The sequence below is a fragment of the Rhizobacter sp. P2_D12 genome (assembly GCF_056404395.1).
On the sequence record NZ_JBFUEB010000025.1, the window covers coordinates 1 to 19,403 of the forward strand.

Annotated in this window: 21 protein-coding genes; 7 read left to right on the forward strand and 14 right to left on the reverse strand. The window is 68.3% G+C overall.

Features of this window, described 5'->3' with window-relative positions; all coding sequences use genetic code 11:
* Window positions 1-224: 224 nt before the first annotated feature.
* From AC1DYN_RS10875 to AC1DYN_RS10895, 5 genes are all read left to right on the forward strand, one after another.
* Window positions 225-575, forward strand: a complete 351-nt coding sequence (locus AC1DYN_RS10875; RefSeq protein WP_477959360.1) for an immunity protein Imm33 domain-containing protein — start codon at window positions 225-227, stop codon at window positions 573-575.
* Between the two features lie 67 nt (window positions 576-642).
* Window positions 643-1,047 carry a hypothetical protein gene (locus AC1DYN_RS10880; RefSeq protein WP_477959230.1) on the forward strand — a complete coding sequence of 135 codons (405 nt, stop codon included), beginning with the start codon at window positions 643-645 and terminating at the stop codon, window positions 1,045-1,047.
* A 101-nt stretch (window positions 1,048-1,148) separates the two neighbouring features.
* Window positions 1,149-1,553 carry a hypothetical protein gene (locus AC1DYN_RS10885; protein WP_477959232.1) on the forward strand — a complete coding sequence of 135 codons (405 nt, stop codon included), beginning with the start codon at window positions 1,149-1,151 and terminating at the stop codon, window positions 1,551-1,553.
* A gap of 121 nt (window positions 1,554-1,674) precedes the next feature.
* Window positions 1,675-1,989 carry a hypothetical protein gene (locus AC1DYN_RS10890; RefSeq protein WP_477959234.1) on the forward strand — a complete coding sequence of 105 codons (315 nt, stop codon included), beginning with the start codon at window positions 1,675-1,677 and terminating at the stop codon, window positions 1,987-1,989.
* Between the two features lie 278 nt (window positions 1,990-2,267).
* Window positions 2,268-3,200 (forward strand): hypothetical protein, encoded by a 933-nt coding sequence (locus AC1DYN_RS10895; protein ID WP_477959236.1) that lies wholly within the window; start codon window positions 2,268-2,270, stop codon window positions 3,198-3,200.
* A gap of 17 nt (window positions 3,201-3,217) precedes the next feature.
* Here the strand turns inward: AC1DYN_RS10895 and AC1DYN_RS10900 are convergent, their stop codons facing one another.
* Genes AC1DYN_RS10900 through AC1DYN_RS10935 form a run of 8 tightly spaced genes read right to left on the reverse strand, consistent with a single transcriptional unit; the run spans window position 3,218 to window position 11,655 of the window.
* Complete coding sequence (locus AC1DYN_RS10900) at window positions 3,218-4,270, reverse strand: ABC transporter ATP-binding protein (RefSeq protein ID WP_477959238.1); 1,053 nt, start codon at window positions 4,268-4,270, stop codon at window positions 3,218-3,220.
* Between the two features lie 14 nt (window positions 4,271-4,284).
* Window positions 4,285-5,325, reverse strand: coding sequence for a carbohydrate ABC transporter permease (locus AC1DYN_RS10905; protein ID WP_477959240.1), 1,041 nt, complete (start codon window positions 5,323-5,325; stop codon window positions 4,285-4,287).
* Window positions 5,322-6,695 carry a carbohydrate ABC transporter permease gene (locus tag AC1DYN_RS10910; protein WP_477959242.1) on the reverse strand — a complete coding sequence of 458 codons (1,374 nt, stop codon included), beginning with the start codon at window positions 6,693-6,695 and terminating at the stop codon, window positions 5,322-5,324. Before AC1DYN_RS10910 ends, AC1DYN_RS10905 begins: the two co-directional genes overlap by 4 nt.
* A complete protein-coding gene (locus AC1DYN_RS10915; protein WP_477959244.1) occupies window positions 6,692-8,173 on the reverse strand; it encodes an ABC transporter substrate-binding protein in 1,482 nt (493 codons plus the stop codon). Before AC1DYN_RS10915 ends, AC1DYN_RS10910 begins: the two co-directional genes overlap by 4 nt.
* Window positions 8,174-8,200: 27 nt before the next feature.
* Window positions 8,201-9,040: an amidohydrolase family protein gene (locus AC1DYN_RS10920; RefSeq protein WP_477959246.1), complete on the reverse strand. Its 840-nt coding sequence runs from the start codon at window positions 9,038-9,040 to the stop codon at window positions 8,201-8,203.
* The gene (locus AC1DYN_RS10925; RefSeq protein WP_477959248.1) at window positions 9,037-10,098 is read right to left on the reverse strand and encodes an aldo/keto reductase; all 1,062 of its coding nucleotides are present in this window, start codon (window positions 10,096-10,098) and stop codon (window positions 9,037-9,039) included. Before AC1DYN_RS10925 ends, AC1DYN_RS10920 begins: the two co-directional genes overlap by 4 nt.
* Window positions 10,095-11,327 carry a UxaA family hydrolase gene (locus AC1DYN_RS10930; protein ID WP_477959250.1) on the reverse strand — a complete coding sequence of 411 codons (1,233 nt, stop codon included), beginning with the start codon at window positions 11,325-11,327 and terminating at the stop codon, window positions 10,095-10,097. The genes AC1DYN_RS10925 and AC1DYN_RS10930 overlap by 4 nt, the downstream gene beginning before the upstream one ends.
* Window positions 11,320-11,655 carry a UxaA family hydrolase gene (locus AC1DYN_RS10935; RefSeq protein ID WP_477959252.1) on the reverse strand — a complete coding sequence of 112 codons (336 nt, stop codon included), beginning with the start codon at window positions 11,653-11,655 and terminating at the stop codon, window positions 11,320-11,322. Before AC1DYN_RS10935 ends, AC1DYN_RS10930 begins: the two co-directional genes overlap by 8 nt.
* Window positions 11,656-11,767: 112 nt before the next feature.
* Here AC1DYN_RS10935 and AC1DYN_RS10940 point away from each other — a divergent pair, with 112 nt between their 5' ends.
* Complete coding sequence (locus AC1DYN_RS10940) at window positions 11,768-12,499, forward strand: FadR/GntR family transcriptional regulator (RefSeq protein WP_477959254.1); 732 nt, start codon at window positions 11,768-11,770, stop codon at window positions 12,497-12,499.
* 11 nt (window positions 12,500-12,510) lie between these two features.
* Here the strand turns inward: AC1DYN_RS10940 and AC1DYN_RS10945 are convergent, their stop codons facing one another.
* From AC1DYN_RS10945 to AC1DYN_RS10965, 5 genes are all read right to left on the reverse strand, one after another.
* Complete coding sequence (locus AC1DYN_RS10945; protein WP_477959256.1) at window positions 12,511-13,032, reverse strand: pyridoxamine 5'-phosphate oxidase family protein; 522 nt, start codon at window positions 13,030-13,032, stop codon at window positions 12,511-12,513.
* A gap of 86 nt (window positions 13,033-13,118) precedes the next feature.
* The gene (locus AC1DYN_RS10950) at window positions 13,119-15,008 is read right to left on the reverse strand and encodes an MFS transporter (protein ID WP_477959258.1); all 1,890 of its coding nucleotides are present in this window, start codon (window positions 15,006-15,008) and stop codon (window positions 13,119-13,121) included.
* Between the two features lie 39 nt (window positions 15,009-15,047).
* Complete coding sequence (locus tag AC1DYN_RS10955) at window positions 15,048-15,833, reverse strand: DUF2145 domain-containing protein (protein WP_477959260.1); 786 nt, start codon at window positions 15,831-15,833, stop codon at window positions 15,048-15,050.
* Entirely contained in the window at window positions 15,830-16,249 is a 420-nt protein-coding gene (locus tag AC1DYN_RS10960) for a hypothetical protein (protein ID WP_477959261.1), read from the reverse strand. Before AC1DYN_RS10960 ends, AC1DYN_RS10955 begins: the two co-directional genes overlap by 4 nt.
* A gap of 20 nt (window positions 16,250-16,269) precedes the next feature.
* Window positions 16,270-16,722, reverse strand: a complete 453-nt coding sequence (locus AC1DYN_RS10965; protein ID WP_477959263.1) for a YiaA/YiaB family inner membrane protein — start codon at window positions 16,720-16,722, stop codon at window positions 16,270-16,272.
* 129 nt (window positions 16,723-16,851) lie between these two features.
* Between AC1DYN_RS10965 and AC1DYN_RS10970 the strand changes: the two genes are divergently transcribed.
* Window positions 16,852-17,592, forward strand: coding sequence for a helix-turn-helix domain-containing protein (locus AC1DYN_RS10970; RefSeq protein WP_477959265.1), 741 nt, complete (start codon window positions 16,852-16,854; stop codon window positions 17,590-17,592).
* On the opposite strand, the gene AC1DYN_RS10975 is transcribed toward AC1DYN_RS10970, so the two are convergent.
* Window positions 17,573-19,354 (reverse strand): sensor histidine kinase, encoded by a 1,782-nt coding sequence (locus AC1DYN_RS10975; RefSeq protein WP_477959269.1) that lies wholly within the window; start codon window positions 19,352-19,354, stop codon window positions 17,573-17,575. The two genes, AC1DYN_RS10970 and AC1DYN_RS10975, sit on opposite strands and share 20 nt — an antisense overlap.
* Between the last annotated feature and the right edge of the window lie 49 nt (window positions 19,355-19,403).

The following is a 19,403-nucleotide window of genomic DNA, read 5'->3' on the forward strand; positions in this document are numbered from 1 at the left end:
GGTGAAAACTTCGTGGACTTCCTCATTGCTCCATTCTCTCAATCGAAGGAGCCTCCTCGGAACTCGGTGCGATTCAGTGAGGTGGTCCAACCAGGAGTTGAGTTTGAACTTTGGGACGGCGGATTCTTTGCCAAAGGAACAGTTCGTGAGCGCGTCGAGGCAGGGTGGCCGAAGTGAAGTTCAACCATTCGTTGCAGCACAGCCAGCGCGACCTGCCTACATCCATGTCAACCGCCGCTTCAGATCAAGCTGCGATCTGCGCTCGCTTCAACTCCGCGATAGCTGCGCCCGCCCCTCATGAAAGGCTTGGCATCGCGTTGTCCACTCTTCACCTACAACCCCTGAACGCGCTTCGTCACAGAGCTGAAGGCTCGACTTGCGGGTGGTACGTGTGGGGTGGGGAAGAGTTCTCCACAGATCCAGCGTTCTTTGCTTCTGCGTGCGTAGCGCACCTGAACGAGTATGCTCCGGGACTGCTTCCCTATCTCGCCCTCGCGCCAGGCTGGCGTGTTCTTCTTGCTCCGGCGTATGAGGATGTCTGGTTTGATCAGGCGCTCCTTGAAACGGGCGCCTAACACTTCCATCGAGATGGATGTCACCCGGCAAGCCGGGCGCCGCCTCTCATGTCGTACGTCAGGCATCATGAATGCGAACTCATTGCCTTGGCGAGCCCTGTTGCTGGCTCCTCTTGCAAGTATTCCGGCTGTGGTCCTGTCAGGGCTGGGCAGTTCAGATGCCGGCGCAGTGTCGGACCTCTTTTGGGGCCTCTTCTTTGCTATTGCCCTCGTCGTTCCAGCTTCGTACCTAGGCATGGCACTCGTGGGGCTACCGATCTACTTGCTGCTTCGCAAGTTCAATTTATTGCGGCCGTGGATAACTTTTTCCATCGGCGCGCTTCTTCCATTGGTGCTCTTCGTCAATACAGCTCCATTTCGAACAACGCTCGTAGCCGTGTCGGCCGGTATCGCCGTTGCCATTGCTGCGCATCTTCTGCTGCCGCAAAGTGCCGACTCTTCTCAGCTCCGAAATTCCCACAATGATGCCTAACCCCTTCTTTCAATGGGACTGGCCTGTGGCCAGCCCATTACGTCGAACGCTAGGCGGCTCGGCCTCCGTCCGGTTCTTCTCAAATGGCAAATCAATCTGAAATGCAAGTCAGCTTCGAAGCCTTTCTCGAAGAGGTCTTCCCCGACGACGAGTCTGGCTCCGCAGAGGCTCGCTCCACTGCGATCGAGGAACGGGGAGACCGCCTGGCGGCATTTCCATACGAGGTGGTACTTCAGCTCGCGTACCCCCAGATGGACTTTGCCATTCGGTGGTGCTGGCAGCAGTTCGGACCAGCCAATGGCGAGTGCCTGCAGTACGCGTCGGAGTACCCTGCTTGTCAGCAGGGGGCAGGGCATGCCCACGAAGGCAAGTGGCTGACGCACTGGCTGGCCAAAACAGCCTATGACTTCGGCTTCAATGAGTGGTGCTTTGCCGAACAATCCGATCGGGAAAAATTCGTTGAGTTCATTCCAAGCATTGCATGGGGCGAAACATATGAAGGCTAGATTCGTTGGATCACCGTCGCCTAACCCTTCCTTCAAGCGGATTTGCCAAGGGCTGCACCCTTGTCCCGCCGCTTAAATCAAACGTTAGAACACTCGCAGCACCATGCCACAGGGCCAACCTTTGAATCTGGCGCTGCAGCGTATTGAGTGCGACTTCAATGCCTTCGGCCTGAGCGATGAGTCGCACGACAACTGTTTCTACTCGTTCAATCGAGAGGATGTGCCTCTCCTGGCATCGCTTGTCGGCGGGAGAGTGGTTCTATATGCCCACGACTCCGAGTCCGAGATCACTGCCTGCGAGGCGCTGGTCGAGGCTTGCAGCAGTGGTTGGCAAGGGGAGCCTGAGAGTTCATTCTTCTTCTGCGGCTTTCGCGCTCGCCCGATCGAAGGCAGTTGGTACAACGGGCCAGCGCAATGGCAGGGAGGCAACGCATGAGAGCACACCGCGAGTCAGCCTGCGCCGCATCAACGAGGTCGCATGCCACCAGCACTCCAACCATTCCATCAAGTGGGCGTCTTCCTGCGTGCTTCGCACGCTGCCAGCCGCCGCTGATGTTCAACGTTGAGCAGCCGCTTTCCGGAGCGTGCAGTGTCGTTGAACGTGCGACATTGGACGAGCGGCTGGCGCAGGCGCTCTGGAAATCTTGAGCGCAGAACATCAGGCGAGTCGCTAGACTGGCCGTCGACGCACTCTGCGAGCAGTCGACCCGCCCGATGCCAGAACCATCCGACCCCCTCGGCCCCGCTGCTGCCGGCCCCTCCTCTGCGAGCGCATCGCCGCCGGGGCGTGCGCTCGACATCGCCGCACTGGGCCTCGATGCGCGCGATCGTGCTGTGCTGGTCTCCATGACGCGCATGCTCGACGGCCAGGCTGGCCTGCGCCTGCGCTGGGTGGAAGACGCCACCGCCTGCACCACGCTCTTCGTGCCGCACGACTGGTCGCAGTACGTCTCGCCACCGCGGGTGCTGGTTCGGCTCACGCCACGCGGCGCGACGCCGGCCGACTCGCCGCGTGGCCTGTCGGTGGCCTCGCCGCTGCGAGTCAGCGAGATGGCCGATGTGCTCGAGGCCGCCGCAGCGCTGTACGAGCTGGCGCGCGGCGCCGTGCAGCGCGAGCATGCCCGCATGGCGCTGCACGCATTGCGGGACCTGCTGGTCGGGGCACTGCTCGCCGGCGAGCGTCGACGAACGCTGTTCGGCGTGGGTGACGGGCATGCCCTGGTCGTCGACTTCCGCACGGGTGAAATCACGAGCTCGCTGCCGCAGGCCGAGCTGCTGGCGCGACCGTTGCATGTAGCCGACCCGCAACGCGCGCCCGACGCCGTTTCGTGGCCGGGTGCGACCCACACCTTGCGGCTGTCGACCTTGCTGTGGGGTCTGACGCACGTCCTCATCGACCAGGGCGTCTCGCCCCGCACCATCAATGGCCGCTACCAGCTCACACGCCCGCCCGAGCCTGCGGCGCTCGCGCGCCCGAGCACGCCGCGGCTGGTGGCCGCCTGGACGCAGCGCGCCATGGGCGTTGGCGAAGCGGCCGCGGCAGGCCGGCTCTCGGCCTTCGAGATCCTGTGGTTCCTGAGCACGGCCTTGGCCCTGGGCATCGCCGTGCCGGCTACCGAGTCACAGGCGGGCACGACGCAAACCTGAACTCCTTGGCGCGGCCACTACCCCCTCACCCGCGCTCCACTCCCCCCGTCGAACACGAACGCCGCCCCCGGATCAAACGCCACGCTCACCCGCTTGCCGATCGCCGCATCAAAGTCCTTCCCGCTCTTCACGGTCACCTTGCTCGCGCCCACATGCAGCGTCACCAGCGTGTGATCCCCGATCAATTCGACCGCGTAGATCTCCCCCTGCAACGCACCTGATTCCGCGATCCGGCAATCCTCCGGCCGGATCCCCAGCACCGCATCGGGCAGGCTCGCCGTCACCGGCGTCGGCACCCTGAAGCCGTCCCCCTCCAGCCACCCGCCCGACAAGGCCCCGCGCAAGAAGTTCATCGGGGGCGACCCGATGAACCCCGCGACAAACAAATTCGCCGGATCGTTGTAGATCCGCGCCGGCGTGTCCAGTTGCTGCAGCACGCCCTTGTCCAGCAGCGCCACCCGGTGCGCCAGCGTCATCGCCTCGATCTGGTCGTGCGTGACGTACAGCGTCGTGATGCCCAGCTGCTGCTGCAGATGCTTCAGTTCCGCCCGCATGTGCCCGCGCAGCTTCGCGTCCAGGTTCGACAGCGGCTCGTCCATCAGGAACACCGACGGCCGCCGCACCATCGCGCGCGCCAGCGCCACGCGCTGCCGCTGCCCGCCCGACAACTGCCGCGGATACCGGTCCAGCAAGCCATCCAGCTGCACCTGCTTCGCCACCGCCATCACCTGCTCGCGCTGCTGCGGCTTCGGCACGCCGCGCACGTCCAGCGGATAGGCCACGTTCTCGGCCACCGTCTTGTGCGGGTACAGCGCATAGCTCTGGAACACCATCGCCACGTCGCGGTTCTTCGGCAGCACGTTCGTCACGTCGCGCTCGCCGATCAGGATGCGCCCGGCACTCGCCGTCTCCAGCCCCGCAAACACGCGCAGCGCCGTGCTCTTGCCCGAGCCCGATTCGCCCAGCAGCACGAGGAACTCGCCCGGCTCCACCTGCAGGTTGAAATCGCGCAGCACCTCGACCGCGCCGAAGCGCTTGCCCAGGTGGTCGAAGGTCACCGAATGGTTCATCGCTTGTCAGGTCCTCAACCTTTCACTGCCCCCGTGAGCAAGCCACGGGCAATGAACTTCTGCAAGAACAGCGTCATCACGACCACCGGCAGGATCATCAACAGAATCAGCACGCTCATCGTCCACCACTGCGGCCCGCGCGTCGCGTTCTGCGCCGCCACCAGCAGCGGCATCGTCTGCGCATTCGCGGTCGACAGGAACAGCGCCAGCAGGTACTCGTTCCAGCTCAGGATCAGCACCAGCAGCGTCGTCGCCACCAGCCCCGGCCGCGCCAGCGGCAGCATCAGGTCGAACAGGATGCGGTAGCGCGACGCGCCATCCAGCGCCGCGCTCTCCTCCAGCTCGCGCGGGATGCCGTCGAAGAAGTCGTACATCAGCCACACCACGATCGGCAGGTTCACCGTCATGTAGGTCAGGATCAGCGCCAGCTGCGTGTCCAGCAGGTGCACCTGCTGGAACATCACGTACACCGGGATCGCCGACACCACCGGCGGCAGGATGCGCTGCGAGATCATCCAGAACAGGATGTCGTCGTTGCCGAGCCTGGCCGTGAGGCGCCGCGCCAGCGGCCGCAACCCCAGCACGAACAGCATCGCGCCCAGCGGCAGCGCCCAGCCCAGCGACAAGCCCGCCGCCATCACCAGCACCACCACCAGCGCGACGCTCGCGATGAACAACAGCACCGAGGCCACGCTCGGCCGGTACACGATGCGCGTCAGCGCATAGGCCGCCATCGAGCCGATGCCCACCGCCAGCAGTGTCGACAGGCTCGCGATCAGCATCGAGTTCAGGTAGGGCCGCAGCGTGTCGCGGCCGGTCTCCACCAGGATGTACTGCCACGCATGCAGCGACGGCTGGAAGTCGATGAAGGGCAGGAACACCGGCCCGTCCGACACCTGCAGCGGCTCCTTGAACGAGGTGACGAACACCCAGTACAGCGGGAAGAAGACGATGAAGGTCCATGCCAGCAGCGCGGCGTACACCAGCGCACGCGGCAGCGGGGCCAGTTCGCCCAGGCGCTGCGATTCGAACCACCGCGCGAACCACGGCCTCATCGCGCCCCCTCCCCGCGCGCCGGCCGCACGACGAAGTGGAAGAAGCTCACCGCCATCAGCGTCGACACCAGCAGCAGCAGGTACGCCACCGCGGCCGAGCCGCCCAGGTTCAGCGAACGCCAGTCGATGAAGGCGTGCAGCGTCATGCTCTCGGTCGCGATGCCGGGGCCGCCGTTGGTCAGCACGTTCGGCAAGTCGACGATCTTGAAGGCCTCGATCAGGCGGATCAGCACCACCGCCGCGGCCGTCGGCGCGATGGCCGGCCAGGTGATGTCGCGGAAGATGCGCCACGCGGGCGCACCATCGAGCTGCGCCGCTTCCAGCTGGTCGCGCGGCTGGCCCTCGATGGCCGCGAGCAGCACGATGAAGATGAACGGCACCCACTGCCAGGTGTCGCCCACCAGCACCACCCAGCGCGCCGACCAGGCGTTCTGCGCCCAGGTCACCGCCCCCAGGCCCAGCGCCCGTGCGATCGGCGCGAACGGCCCGACGCCCATGTCGGCCAGCATGCGGAAGATGTAGGCGATGCCGACCGGCGTCACCATCAGCGGGATGAAGAAGGACAGCCGGAAGAAGTTGCGCGCGCGGATCGGTTGGGCGCACAGCAATGCGAGGCCCAGGCCGATCGCGAATTGCAGCGAGACGCCGCCGACGACATAGAACAGCGTCGTCAGCAGCGAGCCTTGTTGGGCACCTGAGGTGCCGGCGGCGATCAGCGCGATCAGCAGCCAGGTGGTGCCGGCCAGCTGACGGCCCACCAGGCCGCTGAGGGTGGCGCGGGCACCGAGCAGGCGCGCCGATACCGCGGCGATCGCGAACAGCACCAGGCCCAGCAGCAGCCAGGCGAACCAGGGCCAGTCCAGCGCATCGCGCGCTTCTTGCGCCGCTGCGGCGAGTGGGCCCAGCGGTGCCAGCGTCGCCGCCGCCAGCGCGCAAGCCAACGTCAGCGTTGCGGCTGCGGCATGCGGCGCCTGCTGCACCGCATCGGCAAAGCCGACACGGCGGCGCAGGCTGCGCAGCAAGGCCCAGGCGAGCAGCGCGAAGGCCAGCGCGAGGCCGATCCACGCGCCGGCCGACAACTCACCGGCCGTACCGAGCAGGTGGAACTGCTGCGAGCCGGTGATCAGCTTGCGGTAATTCGACGCGCCGATGAAGCTCAGCTCGTAGCCGCCGGATTGCAGCGAGAAGCGGGTCAGCGACAACCAGGCAGAGGCGAGCAGCGGGAAGACCGAGAACAGCAAGACCACCACCACCGCGGGTCCGATGAACACCGTGCCCGCCTGCCGGTCGAGCCACTCCGTAGCCCGGATGCCAATCCGGGGCGGCGCGGCCGGCAGCGAACCCGGATTGGCATCCGGGCTACGGGTCATTTGGCGCCGATGCTGGCTTTGTAGGCCGCCTGCTGCTTGGCTTTCCCGAGCTCATCGTTCAGCTCGTTCCACGTGTCCTCGATGTTCTTCATCGTCCCCTTCACGTCCAGCTCGCCTGCCAGGTAGCGCGCCATCGCGGTGTCCAGCGCCACCTGCTGGTAGCGCTGGTTGAACGGGATGCGCAGGTCCAGCACCATGTTCGGCGAGTTCAGCGAATCCTGGATCGCGCCCAGGTAGTCCTTGGCCGCCTGGTCCGACATGCCGGCCTTCTTCCACGGCCCCATGTCCTTGAACTGGCTCAGCCGGTACGGGTTGAAGCCGGTCGCGCCCACCGTGACGTCGGCGTTCGACTGCTCCGGTTGCGACATGTACGAGAACAGCGCATACGCCGCGTCCTTGGCCTGCGGCTTGGCCTTCGCGTTCACCGCCCCGGACCAACCGCCGAAGGCCGCGAACGGCGCCCGGTTCACGCCATTCACCGCATGCGGGCAGCGCGCCTTGTCGCAGGCCACCAGCTTGCCGCTGGCACGGTCGAGCACCTTGGTCGAGCCGGGCAGCATCAGCGCGCCCACCTTGTCGACCACCTTCGAGGCCTTCGGGTCCACCGCCAGCGGGCCGATGTCGCCCCAGTCCACCGTCAGCGCGCAGCCGCCGCTGACGAACAGCGTGCGCGTGTCGCCCACGTCCATGTTGATCTCGTTCGGCGGGCCGTACTTGCCGGTCTCCTTGTAGATCTCCAGCGCCCGCGCAAAGGCCTCGTTGTTCACCAGCGGCTTCATCGTCGCCGGGTCGAAGAAGGCGCCTTCGCTCGTGCCCTTGGCCTGCAGGAAGGCACCCGCCACCGAGGTGATCATCCAGAACGACTGCGCATTGCGCTTCTTCGCGATGCACGAGCCGACGATGGGCTTGCCGTCGCCGAAGTCCTTGCCGTGCGCGGCCTTCGCGATGTCGAGGTACTCGTCCCAGGTCTGCGGCGGCTTCTTGCCCAGCTTCGCCAGCACGTCGGTGCGGTAATAGGCGATGTGGAAATCGCCGTCCAGCGTCACGGTGTAGGTCTTGCCGGCGTACTTCTGCGAGAACTCGCGGAAGAACGGCGCCACGTCGTCCTCGCGCAGCCTGGCGTCGGCCTTCACGCGCGGGCTCAGGTCCTCGAGGAAGTTCACGTAGTCGGGCATCCACTGCGGCGCCAGGATCGCGGCGTCGATCGAGTTGGTGCCGGTCGACCAGTCGGTCAGCAGCTTCTGGTACAGGTCGGAGTACGGCACCGTGATCACGTTGACCTTGGCGCCGGTGGCGGCCTCGAACTCCTTGCCGCGCCGCTGCAGCGGCTCGGCAATCTGCGGGCCGGTGAAGGTCATCACGTTGAGCGTGACGCCGGCATAGCCCTTGGTCTGCGCGTGAGCGGCCGTGCCCGCCAGGCTCATCAGCGCGGCGGTGCAGGCCAGCGTGGCCAGGAAAGGAATCGATCTGCGGTTCATGCTGTCTCCATCCTTGTTGTGGTTCACTCAATCCAACCGGTAGAAGCGCTCGGCATTGCCGGCCCACACCGCGTGGCGATCGTCGGCATCCAGCGGCGCCAGCAGCTGCTCGCAGGCCTGCACCCAGCCGGCGTAGTCGCCCGCCAGGTTCAGCACCGGCCAGTCGCTGCCCCAGATCACGCGGCGCGGGCCGAACAGCTCCAGCACCGTCTCGACATACGGGCGCAACGTGGCCACCGTCCAGCCGGGGCCGGCCTCGGTCGCCAGGCCGGACAGCTTGCAGTGCAGCGCCGGCAGGCGTGCCAGGTCCGACAGGCCCTGGCGCCAGGCGGCAAAACCGCCGTTCGCGATGTCGGGCTTGGCGGCGTGGTCGATGACGACCGGCAAGGCCGGGTGGCGCTCGGCAAAGGCCAGCAGCGGGCGCAAGTGCGGCGGCTTCACCAGCGCATCGAAGCGCAACCCGTGCTGCGCCAGCGCGCGCACCGCGGGGGCGATCGGCGCGGTGGCGATCCATGCCGGATCCGGCAAATCCTGCAGCATCGGCCGCACGCTCTTCATCAGCGGGTTGGCGGCCAGCGTCGCGATCGTCGCGGCGGCATCGGGTGCCGTCATGTCGACCCAGCCCACCACGCCGCGCACCAGGTCGTGCTGCGCAGCCAGCTGCAGCAGCCACTGCGTCTCGGCCAGCGTCGGCGCGGCCTGGACGAGCACCGTGCCACGCACGCCGTGCGCCGCCAGCAGCGGCTGCAGGTCGGCGGGCGCGAAGTCACGGTACAGCGGCTTCAGCGCCGGTGTCAGCCAGCCGTAGTCGCCGCGCCCGACCGACCAGAAATGCTGGTGCGCATCGATGCGGTAGGCCGCCGTCATCGGCCGGCTCCGGCCGGCACCGGCGCATCGGCGGCGATCAGGCCCTGCTCGCGCAGTGCCGTCCACAGCGCGGCCGGGATCGGCAGCGTCATCCAGTTCACGATGCCTTGCAGCTCCGCCGGATTGCGCGGGCCCGGCACGCACGACACCACGGCCGGGTGCCCGAGCGGAAACTGCAGCGCCGCCGCCGCCAGCGGCACCTCGAAGCCGTCGCACACCGCCTGCAGCTGCTGCACGCGCGCGATCACCTCGGCCGGCGCCGCCGCGTAGTTGAACTTCAGCGTGCCGCTCGGGCGCCGCAGGCCCGCTGCCAGGATGCCGGAGTTGAACGGCCCGCCGACCACGATGCCGACGCCGCGCTTCACGCAGTCGTCCAGGAAGGGGTGCAGCGATTGCTGCTCCAGCAGCGTGTAGCGGCCGGCCAGCAGCGTGCAGTCCAGGTCGACCTGCTCCATCGTGTCGCGCACGATCTCCCATTCGTTGACGCCCAGCCCGATCGCGCCGATCAGGCCTTCGCGGCGCAAGGCCTCCATCTCGCGCAGCCCGCCGCCCTGCGTCAACTGCTGCCAGTGGAAGGCGTGGCGCTCGCCGTGCGTCACGCGGCCGATGTCGTGCACCAGCGCGATGTCGATGCGGTTGGTGCCCAGGCGCTGCAGGCTGTCCTCGATCGAGCGGCGGATCGCGCCGGCGGTGTAGTCGTACTGCACCTCGAAGGGCAGCGGGTTCTGCCACGCGGTCTCGCCCGCGGGCAGCGTGCGCGGCGCCGCATGCGGCGACAGCGGTTTCAGCAGCCGGCCGACCTTGGTGCTCAGCACCCATTCGTCACGCGGGTGCTCGCGCAGCGCCTCGCCGAAGCGCCGCTCCGACAGCGTGTAGCCGTAGAACGGCGCGGTATCGAAGAAGCGGATGCCGCTGGCCCAGGCCGCGTCGAAGGTGGCGCGCGACGTGGCCTCGCCGATCACGTCGTACATGTTGCCGAGCGGGGCACCGCCCATGCCCAGCGCGGTCAGCACGTGGCGGGTGCGGGGCAGGGTGCGGGTGGGCAGGGTGTTGTTCATCGGGCGGCTCCCGGCAGGGCAACGGGCTGGATCGGCAGGCAGCTCGGGCCGATCGGTTCGAAGGCCTTGTAGGTCAGGATGAACTCGCGGTGGCCCAGCGCTTCGCTGGCGGTCTCGCGGCCGTGCGCGACGTCGTGCACCAGCGACACGATCTCGGCGCCCACCTCGTCCAGCGTGGCCGCGCCGTGCAGGATGCGGCCGGCGTTGACGTCCATGTCCTCGGCCAGCCGCTCGTAGGTCTCGGGGTTGGCGCAGACCTTCACCACCGGCGCCAGCGCCGAGCCGACCACCGAGCCGCGCCCGGTGGTGAACAGCGTCAGGTGCGCGCCGCAGGCGATCAGCTCGACGATCTCGGCGTTGTCCGAGATGTTCGGGAAGCCGAAACGCACCTCGCCGTCGGGCACCACGTCGAGCAGGTACAGGCCGCCGGTGGGTGGGATGTCGCCCGGCTTGATCAGGCCGGCGATCGGCGAATCGCCGCTCTTGGCATAGGCTCCGAGCGACTTCTCTTCCTGCGTCGTCAGCCCGCCGTCGGCATTGCCGGGCGCAAAGCTGCCATGGCCCAGCGTCTCGTAGTAGCGCGCGGCCTTGGCCACGCTGCGCACGATCTCGTCGCCCAGCTCGGGCGTCGCGGCGCGGCGCTGCATGTGGAACTCGCAGCCGACCAGCTCGCCGGTCTCCTCGAAGATGCAGGCGGCGCCGCGCCCGATCAGCGTGTCGAAGGCGCGGCCGACCGCGGGGTTAGCGGTGATGCCGCTGGTGCCGTCGCTGCCGCCGCACACGGTGGCGACCACCAGCTCGTCCCAGCGCATCGGCACGCGCGCCTGGCCGTCGAGTTCGGCCAGCGCCCAGCGCACCCACTCGATGCCTTCGTTCAGCGTCTTGCGCGTGCCGCCGCGCTCCTGGATCGTCAGCGTGTGCACGGGGCGGCCGCTGGCGGCAACCTCGGCCTCGAGCCCGCGCTTGTCGAAGCTCTCGCAGCCCAGCGACACCAGCAGCACCGCGCCGACGTTCGGGTGCGTCAGCAACCGGCGCATCACCTTGTCGGCATAGGCGTTCGGGTAGCAGCCGGGGAAGCCGACCAGGTGCACCGGCTGGCCGCGGAAGGCCAGCGTCACTTCGTGCGCGACGAAATGCGCGCACTCGACCAGGTAGGCCACCGCGACCACGTTGCGGATGCCCTTGCGGCCGTCGCTGCGCGGCCAGCCGCTCAGCGGGGCGTCAATCATGCTGGGTGAAGACATATTTGGCGCCGTCCTGCAGCGTGTAGGTGGGCAGGTAATCGCTCTTCAGGTTGTCGGTGTGGATGTGCTCGCCAATCGCGATCGGGCGCTGCACGCTGCCGATCACCGCGCCGTAGCGCAGCACCTTGTCGCCCACCGCCAGCGGGCGGCGCGCCAGCTTGTGCGCCATCGCCACCGGACGCGGCAGCGTCACCGCCCGGCCGTCGATCAGCAGGCGCTCGCCGGCCGGCAGCGCGCGGCACGCGACCAGGCAGTTGTCGGCCGGGTTCAGCAGCAGCAGGCGGGGGTCGGTGGCGGGCGGAACAGGGTTCATCGGGCTTCCGGGGAGTCGATCGGAAAGGTATAAAGGCCTGACCAATAGACCATTGTTGCGATCGCGGGCCGCCCGCGGCAACCGGGGTTGACCCTGATGGGAAAATCGACACATGAGCCAGCGCCTTCCGCCGATCGAGACCAAACGCCTGTACCAGCAGATCGCCGGCGTGCTGCGCGAATCGATCGACAGCGGGCGCTTCGGCGTCGGCAGCTACCTGCCGCCGGAGCGCGAACTGGCCGAGCAGCTGGGCGTCAGCCGGGCCTCGGTGCGCGAGGCGCTGATCGCGCTGGAAGTGCAGGGCCGGGTGTCGGTGCGGGTCGGTGCCGGGGTGCAGGTGCTGGACACGTCGGCGCCGCAGGCCGCATCGGCCGCGCCCGAGGTGTCACCCGGTGACGACGAGCCGCCGGTCGGCCCGCTGGAGCTGCTGGAAGCGCGCCTGGTCGTCGAGACCGAAACCGCGGCGCTGGCCGCCCGCCATGCGACCGCGCAGGACATCGAGGGCCTGCAGCGCACGCTCGACCAGATGGTGCAGGACCACGCCCGCAGCCCGATGCTGCACGACGGCGACCGCGCCTTCCACCTGGGCATCGCGCGCGCCAGCGGCAACGCGGCGCTGCTGTTCATCGTGACGACGCTGTGGGACCAGCGCTACACGCCGATGCAGGAGCGGATGGAAACGCTGTTCACGACGCCCGGGCTGCACACCGCGGCGGTGGCCGATCACCGTCTGGTGCTGCAGGCCATCGCGGCGCACGACCCGGCCGCCGCGCGGCAGGCGATGCGCCGCCACCTGGCGACGGTGCGCAAGACCTTCTCGCGCGCGATCGAAGCCGCGCGCTGAGGATCAGGCGATCAGGCCGCTTCGCGCGACGACGGGCTGAAGCCCTGCGGGCGCGACAGGCCGAAATCGCTGTGCAACCCGCGGTCGGCGTCGGCGTTGACGCGCGGGCGCTGGTCGCTCGGGATGTCGACCCGCAGCATCACGAAATCCTGCTCACCCTCGACCACGTTCAGCTGCGGCTCATGCTGCACGCTCGGGTGCAGGTAGACCGGGTTGTGGTGGGCCTCGACCATCGCGACCTGGCCTGTCAGATGCACAAGCCGCTGCGTGCGTGGATCGACGAAGGACAGCGTGACGCCGGGATCCACCTCGATGTCGAGCGCGATGCGGCTGTCGCGCGGCACCATGATCCACAGGTGCGGCGGGCCGTCGGCCGAGCTCATCGAGATGCGCACCTTGGCCGCATGCGGGTCGCCCGACGACAGCCGGGTGGTCAGCATGCAGTGCCGCGCGCGTTGGAGCGAGGGCCACAGCGAGTGGAAATCCCAGTCGGCGTGGCGACGGCCCAGGAAAGGCAGGTTGGGAAGGTTCATTGCGGTGTGTAGGTATAGGCGAGCCGGGTGGATGCAAGACCCTTGGGGCAATCGGCGTACCTGCCCCTTCCAGCAAGACTGACCGGTCAGCTGGCCAACAGTTCCCCGACCCGCGTGCGCAAGCCTTCCGGCGTCACCGCCCCCGGCGCCAGCGGCACCCCGGCCACCAGCCCGACGCGCGTGAACATGCCGCGCCGGAACGGCTTGACCATCGCCCCGCCCTGCTCCACCCGCGAGAAGAACGAGCCCCACAGGTTCTGCAGCGCGAGCGGGATCACCGGCACCGGGTTCGTCTCCAGCAGCTTCATCACGCCGCCCTTGAACTCGCCCAGCGCGCCGTCCTTGGTGATTGCGCCTTCCGGGAAGATGCAGACCAGCTCGCCATCGGCCAGCACCGCCCGGGCACGCTCGAAGGCGGCCTCGTAGACGGCCGCGTTCTCGCGCTGCGGCGCGATCGGGATCGCCTTGGCGAGCTTGAACATCCAGCCCAGCACCGGCAGCTTGAAGATGCGATGGTCCATGATGAAGGCGATCGGCCGCGGGCTGGCGGCCATCAGCAGCACCGCGTCGACGAAGCTGACGTGGTTGCACACCAGGATCGCCGCGCCCTTCAGCGGGATGTGCTCGTCGCCGCGCACCTTGAAGCGGTAGATGCAGCGCGTGGCGACCAGCGCGACGAAGCGCAGCAGGTACTCCGGCACCACCAGGAAGATGTAGAACGCGACCACCGCGTTCAGCACGCCGACCGCCAGGAACACCTGCGGGATGGTGAAGCCGGCCTTCAGCGCCGCCCCCACCAGCACCGCGCTGACGATCATGAACAGCGCGTTCAGGATGTTGTTGGCGGCGATGATGCGGGCCCGGTGGCTGGGCTGCGAGCGCAGCTGGATCATCGCGTACATCGGCACGCTGTACAGCCCGGCGAACAGGCTCAGCAGCGCCAGGTCGGCCATCACGCGCCAGTGCGCGCCGATCGCGACGAAGCCCGCCAGCCCGAGCCCGGCCGATCCCGGCAGTGCATGCGACGCGAAGTACAGGTCGATCGCGAAGATGCTCATGCCGATCGCGCCCAGCGGCACCAGGCCGATCTCGACGTGGCGACGCGACAGCACCTCGCACAGCAGCGAGCCGGTGCCGATGCCGATGGAGAACACCACCAGCAGCAGCGAAGCCACCTGCTCGTCGCCGTGCAGCACCTCTTTCGCGAAGGCCGGGAACAGCGACAGGAACACCGCGCCGAAGAACCACATCCACGAGATGCCCAGCAGCGAGCGGAACACCGCGACGTTCTCGTGTGCGAGTTTCAGGTTGCGCCAGGTCTCGGTGACCGGGTTCCAGTTGATCTTGAGGTTCGGGTCGGTCGACGGCGACGGCGGCACGTAGTGCGCCGTCAGCCGGCCCAGCAGCGCCACCGCGATGCAGCCGATCGCCACGTAGTGGCGCCCGACCTCGGGGATGCCCACCAGCAGCCCGCCGGCCACCTGGCCGAGCAGGATCGCGACGAAGGTGCCCATCTCGACCATGCCGTTGCCGCCGGTCAGTTCGCGCTCGCCCAGGTGCTGCGGCAGGTAGGCGAACTTCACCGGGCCGAACAGCGTGGAATGCAGCCCCATCAGGAACACGCAGACCAGCAGCACCGGCACGTTGGTGACCCAGAAGCCCCAGGCCGCCAGCAGCATGATCGCGATCTCGAGCGACTTGACGAGCTGGATCACGCGCGTCTTGTCGTACTTGTCGGTCAGCTGGCCGCTGGTGGCCGAGAACAGCAGGAAGGGCAGGATGAACAGCGCGCCGATCACCAGGCCCGCCATCTGCGGCGACAGCCAATCGACCTGCACCTTGTAGGTGACGAGCACGGTGAAGGCGAACTTGAACAGGTTGTCGTTGCCGGCGCCGAGGAACTGCGTCCAGAAGAAAGGCGCGAAGCGCCGCTGGCGCAGCAGTGCGAACTGGTTGGGGTGCGCGTGGGGGTCCACGGTGTCTCCTGGTTGTTGTGAAAGGCGCCGCCGGGCAATCTACCGCACAACGCTGACCGGACTGCCCAGCCCGCTGCGGTTCATCCACCGGAACACCGAGTCGACCGTGACGGTTTCGATGCGATCGGTGAATCGCTTCGCGTTCGGGTGGTCGTCGAACGCGACGTTGGCCGCCGTCATGCGCGCCCCCAGGCGCTTGAAGGCGGACAGGTGCAGCGTGGTCGGCTCGTAGCCGTGGCCGCGCAGCCAGGCCTGGGCCTGGCCGCGGTTGGCGATCGCCGGATCCTGCGTCATCGCCAGCGTCTCCAGCGCCCACTGGTTGGACTGCTGGTAGGTCTGGGCCCACGGGTAGGCCACCATGTTGTAAGCCGGCGTGTGCAGCCGCGCCAGGCGGCGGTTGTCGCGCAGCGCCGGCAGCAGCGCCGCCTGCAACTCGGGCGTCGGGACGACGACGCCGGCTTCGTAGTCGAACAGGTCGTCGAGGAAGAACTCGCCCAGGCCCTGGCGGTACACCGAGGCCTGCGCGGTGCCGCACTGGTTCAGCTTGTGCGCGACGCGCCACGGGCTGCCGGGCGCGTCGCGGTAGGCGAGGCCGAAGTGCGAATAGCGCTGGCCGTACTCGCTCAGGTCCTGGCCGACACGCGCCAGCAGCACCACCTGCGCGCCGCTCGCGTCCAGGCGCTGCGCGGTGTGCTCGGCCAGCGTCATCGCGCGCTCGACGCTGCGGGTGTCGGGCAGCTTGCGCTCGCACGAGCGGCCGGCCTGCGCCGGCGCCGCCGCGGCGAGCAGCAGCGCCGCCGTGCCGGCCACGGCACCGGCCTTCACAGCGTGACCCGCTCGTTGTAGAGCAGGGCCTTGCCGATCTCGTTCGGGATGAAGGCGATCGCCTGGCCGGCCGCCGACAGCACCCAGCCGGTGCTGATGGCCGCCACCATCACCGTGGTGCCGGCCGCGACCGACATCGCGCCGGCCAGCTGGCCCGACAGGCGCAGGCTGGCCCGGGCGCCGTCGGAGGCCCGCTCGACCACCCAGACCGCGCCCTCGGCCGAGGCCTCGACCGCGACGACGCTGAGGACGGCACCGGCCGACAGGATCATCACCGGCGCGCTCACCGAGATCGCGATCGGCAGCAGCGACAGCGCGCTGGCGTCCGAGGCGTTCGGCGGGTGCGCCCGCACCGCGGGGGCGCCGGTGACCAGCAGGCTGGCCGCGAGCAGGGCAGGCAGGACAAATCGCTTCATGGTCGTCTCCAGGCGAGGGGTCACTCGTTGCTGTCGCGGGCGGCACGCATGCCGTCGCGGCGGGCTTCGGCCAGGGCCGCGTCATGGGCGTCGCGCAGCGTCTTGGCCAGCGTGAACACGCTCGAGATCAGGAACAGCCAGCACACGCCCAGGTAGGCCTTGTAGGTCGGGTTGACGTCCATGCGCCACAGGCCCCAGCCGGTCAGGCCCATCGCGAGGGCGAAGCCGCCCCACACCACCAGGCCCCACATCGGGGTGTCGGTCTTGCGCAGCTCGTTGTCGCGGATGTACTTGGCCAGCGCGAAGGCAGTCGAGAGGCAGAACACGTAGCCCATCACCATGAAGGCCCGGTGGATGTCCTCGCCGGGCAGGTAGGCGAGGCCGGTCGCGCACAGCGTGGCGGCGGCACCGAACGAGATCCAGACCTGGGCCTTCCAGGCCTTGGTGTCTTTGCGGATCAGGGTGGCTTGCATGGAACTCTCGATGGGGTTGAACACGGGACGGATGTTCATTTGTACCGGCCCGGAGTTCAATCCCTCCCAGGAGGGGTTGCGGCGCCATGGCCAGCTGGTATCGTCTGGCGATACTTTTTGAGGGTCGAGATGAGCACCACCCAAGACCTGATCCAGGCGCTGAAGGCCGAACTGAAGCGCGCCGACATCACCTACGCCCGGCTGGCCGACGAATTGGAGATGTCGGAATCCAGCATCAAGCGCATCTTCGCGAAGGGCGACATGCCGCTGTCGCGCATCGACGACGTGCTGCGCGTGCTGAAGATGGATTTCGCCGAGCTGGCGCGCCAGGTCGCCGATGCGCAGCCGCTGCGCCGCGAGCTGACGCTGGAACAGGAAAAGGCGGTGGTGGCCGACCGGCGCCTGCTGCTGCTGGCGATCTGCTGCATGAGCCAGTGGACCTACGAACAGATGATCGGCACCTACACCTTCAACGAGGCCGACTGCGTGCGCTACCTGCTGCAGCTGGACCGGCTGGGCATCATCGAGCTGCGCCCGATGAACCGCTACCGGCTTCAGGTGGCCAAGACCTTCCGCTGGCGCCCGAACGGCCCGGTGATGGCCTTCTTCCGCGAGCACGTGGCCGACGACTACTTCAACAGTGGCTTCGACGGCGAGGGCGAGATGATGATGCTGGTGCACGGGCAGATCGGCACCAGCCTCGCGACCAGCTTCGTCGAGCGGCTGCAGCGCGTGGGCCAGGATTTCGCGCAGCAGCACCTGGCCGACCAGAAGCTGCCGGCCGACCAGCGCCGTGCCTACACGCTGGTGGTGGGCATGCGCTCGTGGCTGTTCGCGGCGTTTCGCGACCTCAAGCGGGAACCGGAGTAGGCGACGGCACGGCGCGCAGCGTCAACGTGAACTCGGCCCAGGCGCCCGGCTCGCTGTGCGCCTCGATGCGCCCGCCCATGCTTTCGACCAGCTGGCGGCTGATCGCGAGGCCGATGCCGCTGCCCTGCTCGGTGCCGCCGTCGCGGCCCAGCCGGTTGAACGGCTCGTACAGGCGCTCCAGCTGGGCGGCGCTCAGGCCCGGCCCGCTGTTCCACACCGACAGCTGCACGCCCTCGGGCCCGCTGCGGCGCAGCGCGACGCGGATGCGCCCGCCGGCATCGCCGTACTTGATCGCGTTGGACAGCAGGTTCAGCACCGCCTGCTTCAGGCGCAGCGGATCGGCCTGCGCCGCCGGCAGGTCGCCGTCGAACACGCGCTCGATCTGGATGCGGCGCTCGGCGGCATCGGCGGCCACCATCGTGACGGCCTCGTCGGCCAGCGCCTTCAGGTCGATCGGCACGCTGTGCATGTCCATCGCGCCGACCTCGACCTTGCTCAGGTCCATCAGGTCGGTGATCAGCCGCAGCAGGTGCTGGCCAGCCAGGGCGATGTGGGCAACGCGTTCCTGCTGCTGCGCCGACAGCGGCGTGGCGGTGTCCAGCTGCAGCAGCTGCGAGAAGCCCAGCACCGCGTTCAGCGGCGTGCGCAGCTCGTGGCTCACGCGCGCGAGGAACTGCGACTTCATCTCGTTGGCCTGCTCGGCGACGCGCTGCTGCTCGCGCGCGGCCTGGGCCGACTTGACGTCGGAGATGTCGGCGAAGCTGCCGACCATGCGCAGGATGCGGCCCTCGGAGCTGCGCTCGGCGACCTGGCCGCGGCTCAGGATCCACACCCAGTGGCCGTCGGAGTGGCGCAGCCGGTATTCGTCGGCGTAGGGCTGGCTCGGGTCGCGCAGGAAGGCACGGAAGCGCTCGGCCGCGTGCGGCAGGTCGTCGGGGTGGCACAGCTTCTCGAAGCTGTCGGACGCGATCTCGCCGAAGCGGGTGTTGAACTCGGCCGCGGTGGTGCCCAGCAGGTCGGCCCAGCGCCCGCCCAGCGTCAGCACGCCGGTGCGCAGGTCGCGCGCCCACAGGCCGATGCGGCCGCCGTCGATCGCGGCATCGAGCCACTCGCGCGACTGCTGCAGCGCGGCAATCATCTGCTCGCGCTCGGTGGCCAGCGACTGCTGCGCGGTGATGTCGGTCACCAGGCACAGGCGCGCGCTGCGGTCGCCGAACTGCAGGCTGTGCGCGCTGGTGCGGGCGAGCACGGTGCCGCCGTCCTTGCGCCGGTGGCGCCACGGCCCGGACGAGGTGACGCCGGCGGCATCCGGGCCGCGCACCGTGCGCAGCTGGGCCTCCAGCGCCGGCATGTCCTCGGGCGGGCGCAGGTCGGCCAGCGTCATCTGCAGGAATTCGTCGCGCGACCAGCCGTAGTGCAGCACCGCCGCGCCGTTGACGTCGAGGAAGCGCAGCGACAGCGCGTCGTAGATCCACATCGGCTGCGGATTGGCGTGGAACATCTGCTCGTAGCTGACGGCGATCTCGTGCAGCACGGTGTCTTCGTTGCCGTGGCGCGTGGCCAGCGAACGCAGCAGCAGGATCAACAGGCAGCCCGTCATCGCGACGAAGATCAGGCCCTGGATCGTGTGCACCAGCGTCAGCTGGCGCGGGTCGTTGGTGAGCGCGAGCGCCGCATGCTCGGAGAAGAGCACCCAGCCGGCCCCCACCACGAGGTAGGACAGGACCAGGACGACGGGGCTGCGGTGGGGCCGCTCTTGCATAGACGCTCTTACAACGGTGGGCTGCGACTTCGCGGTCGCCTCGTGCGAC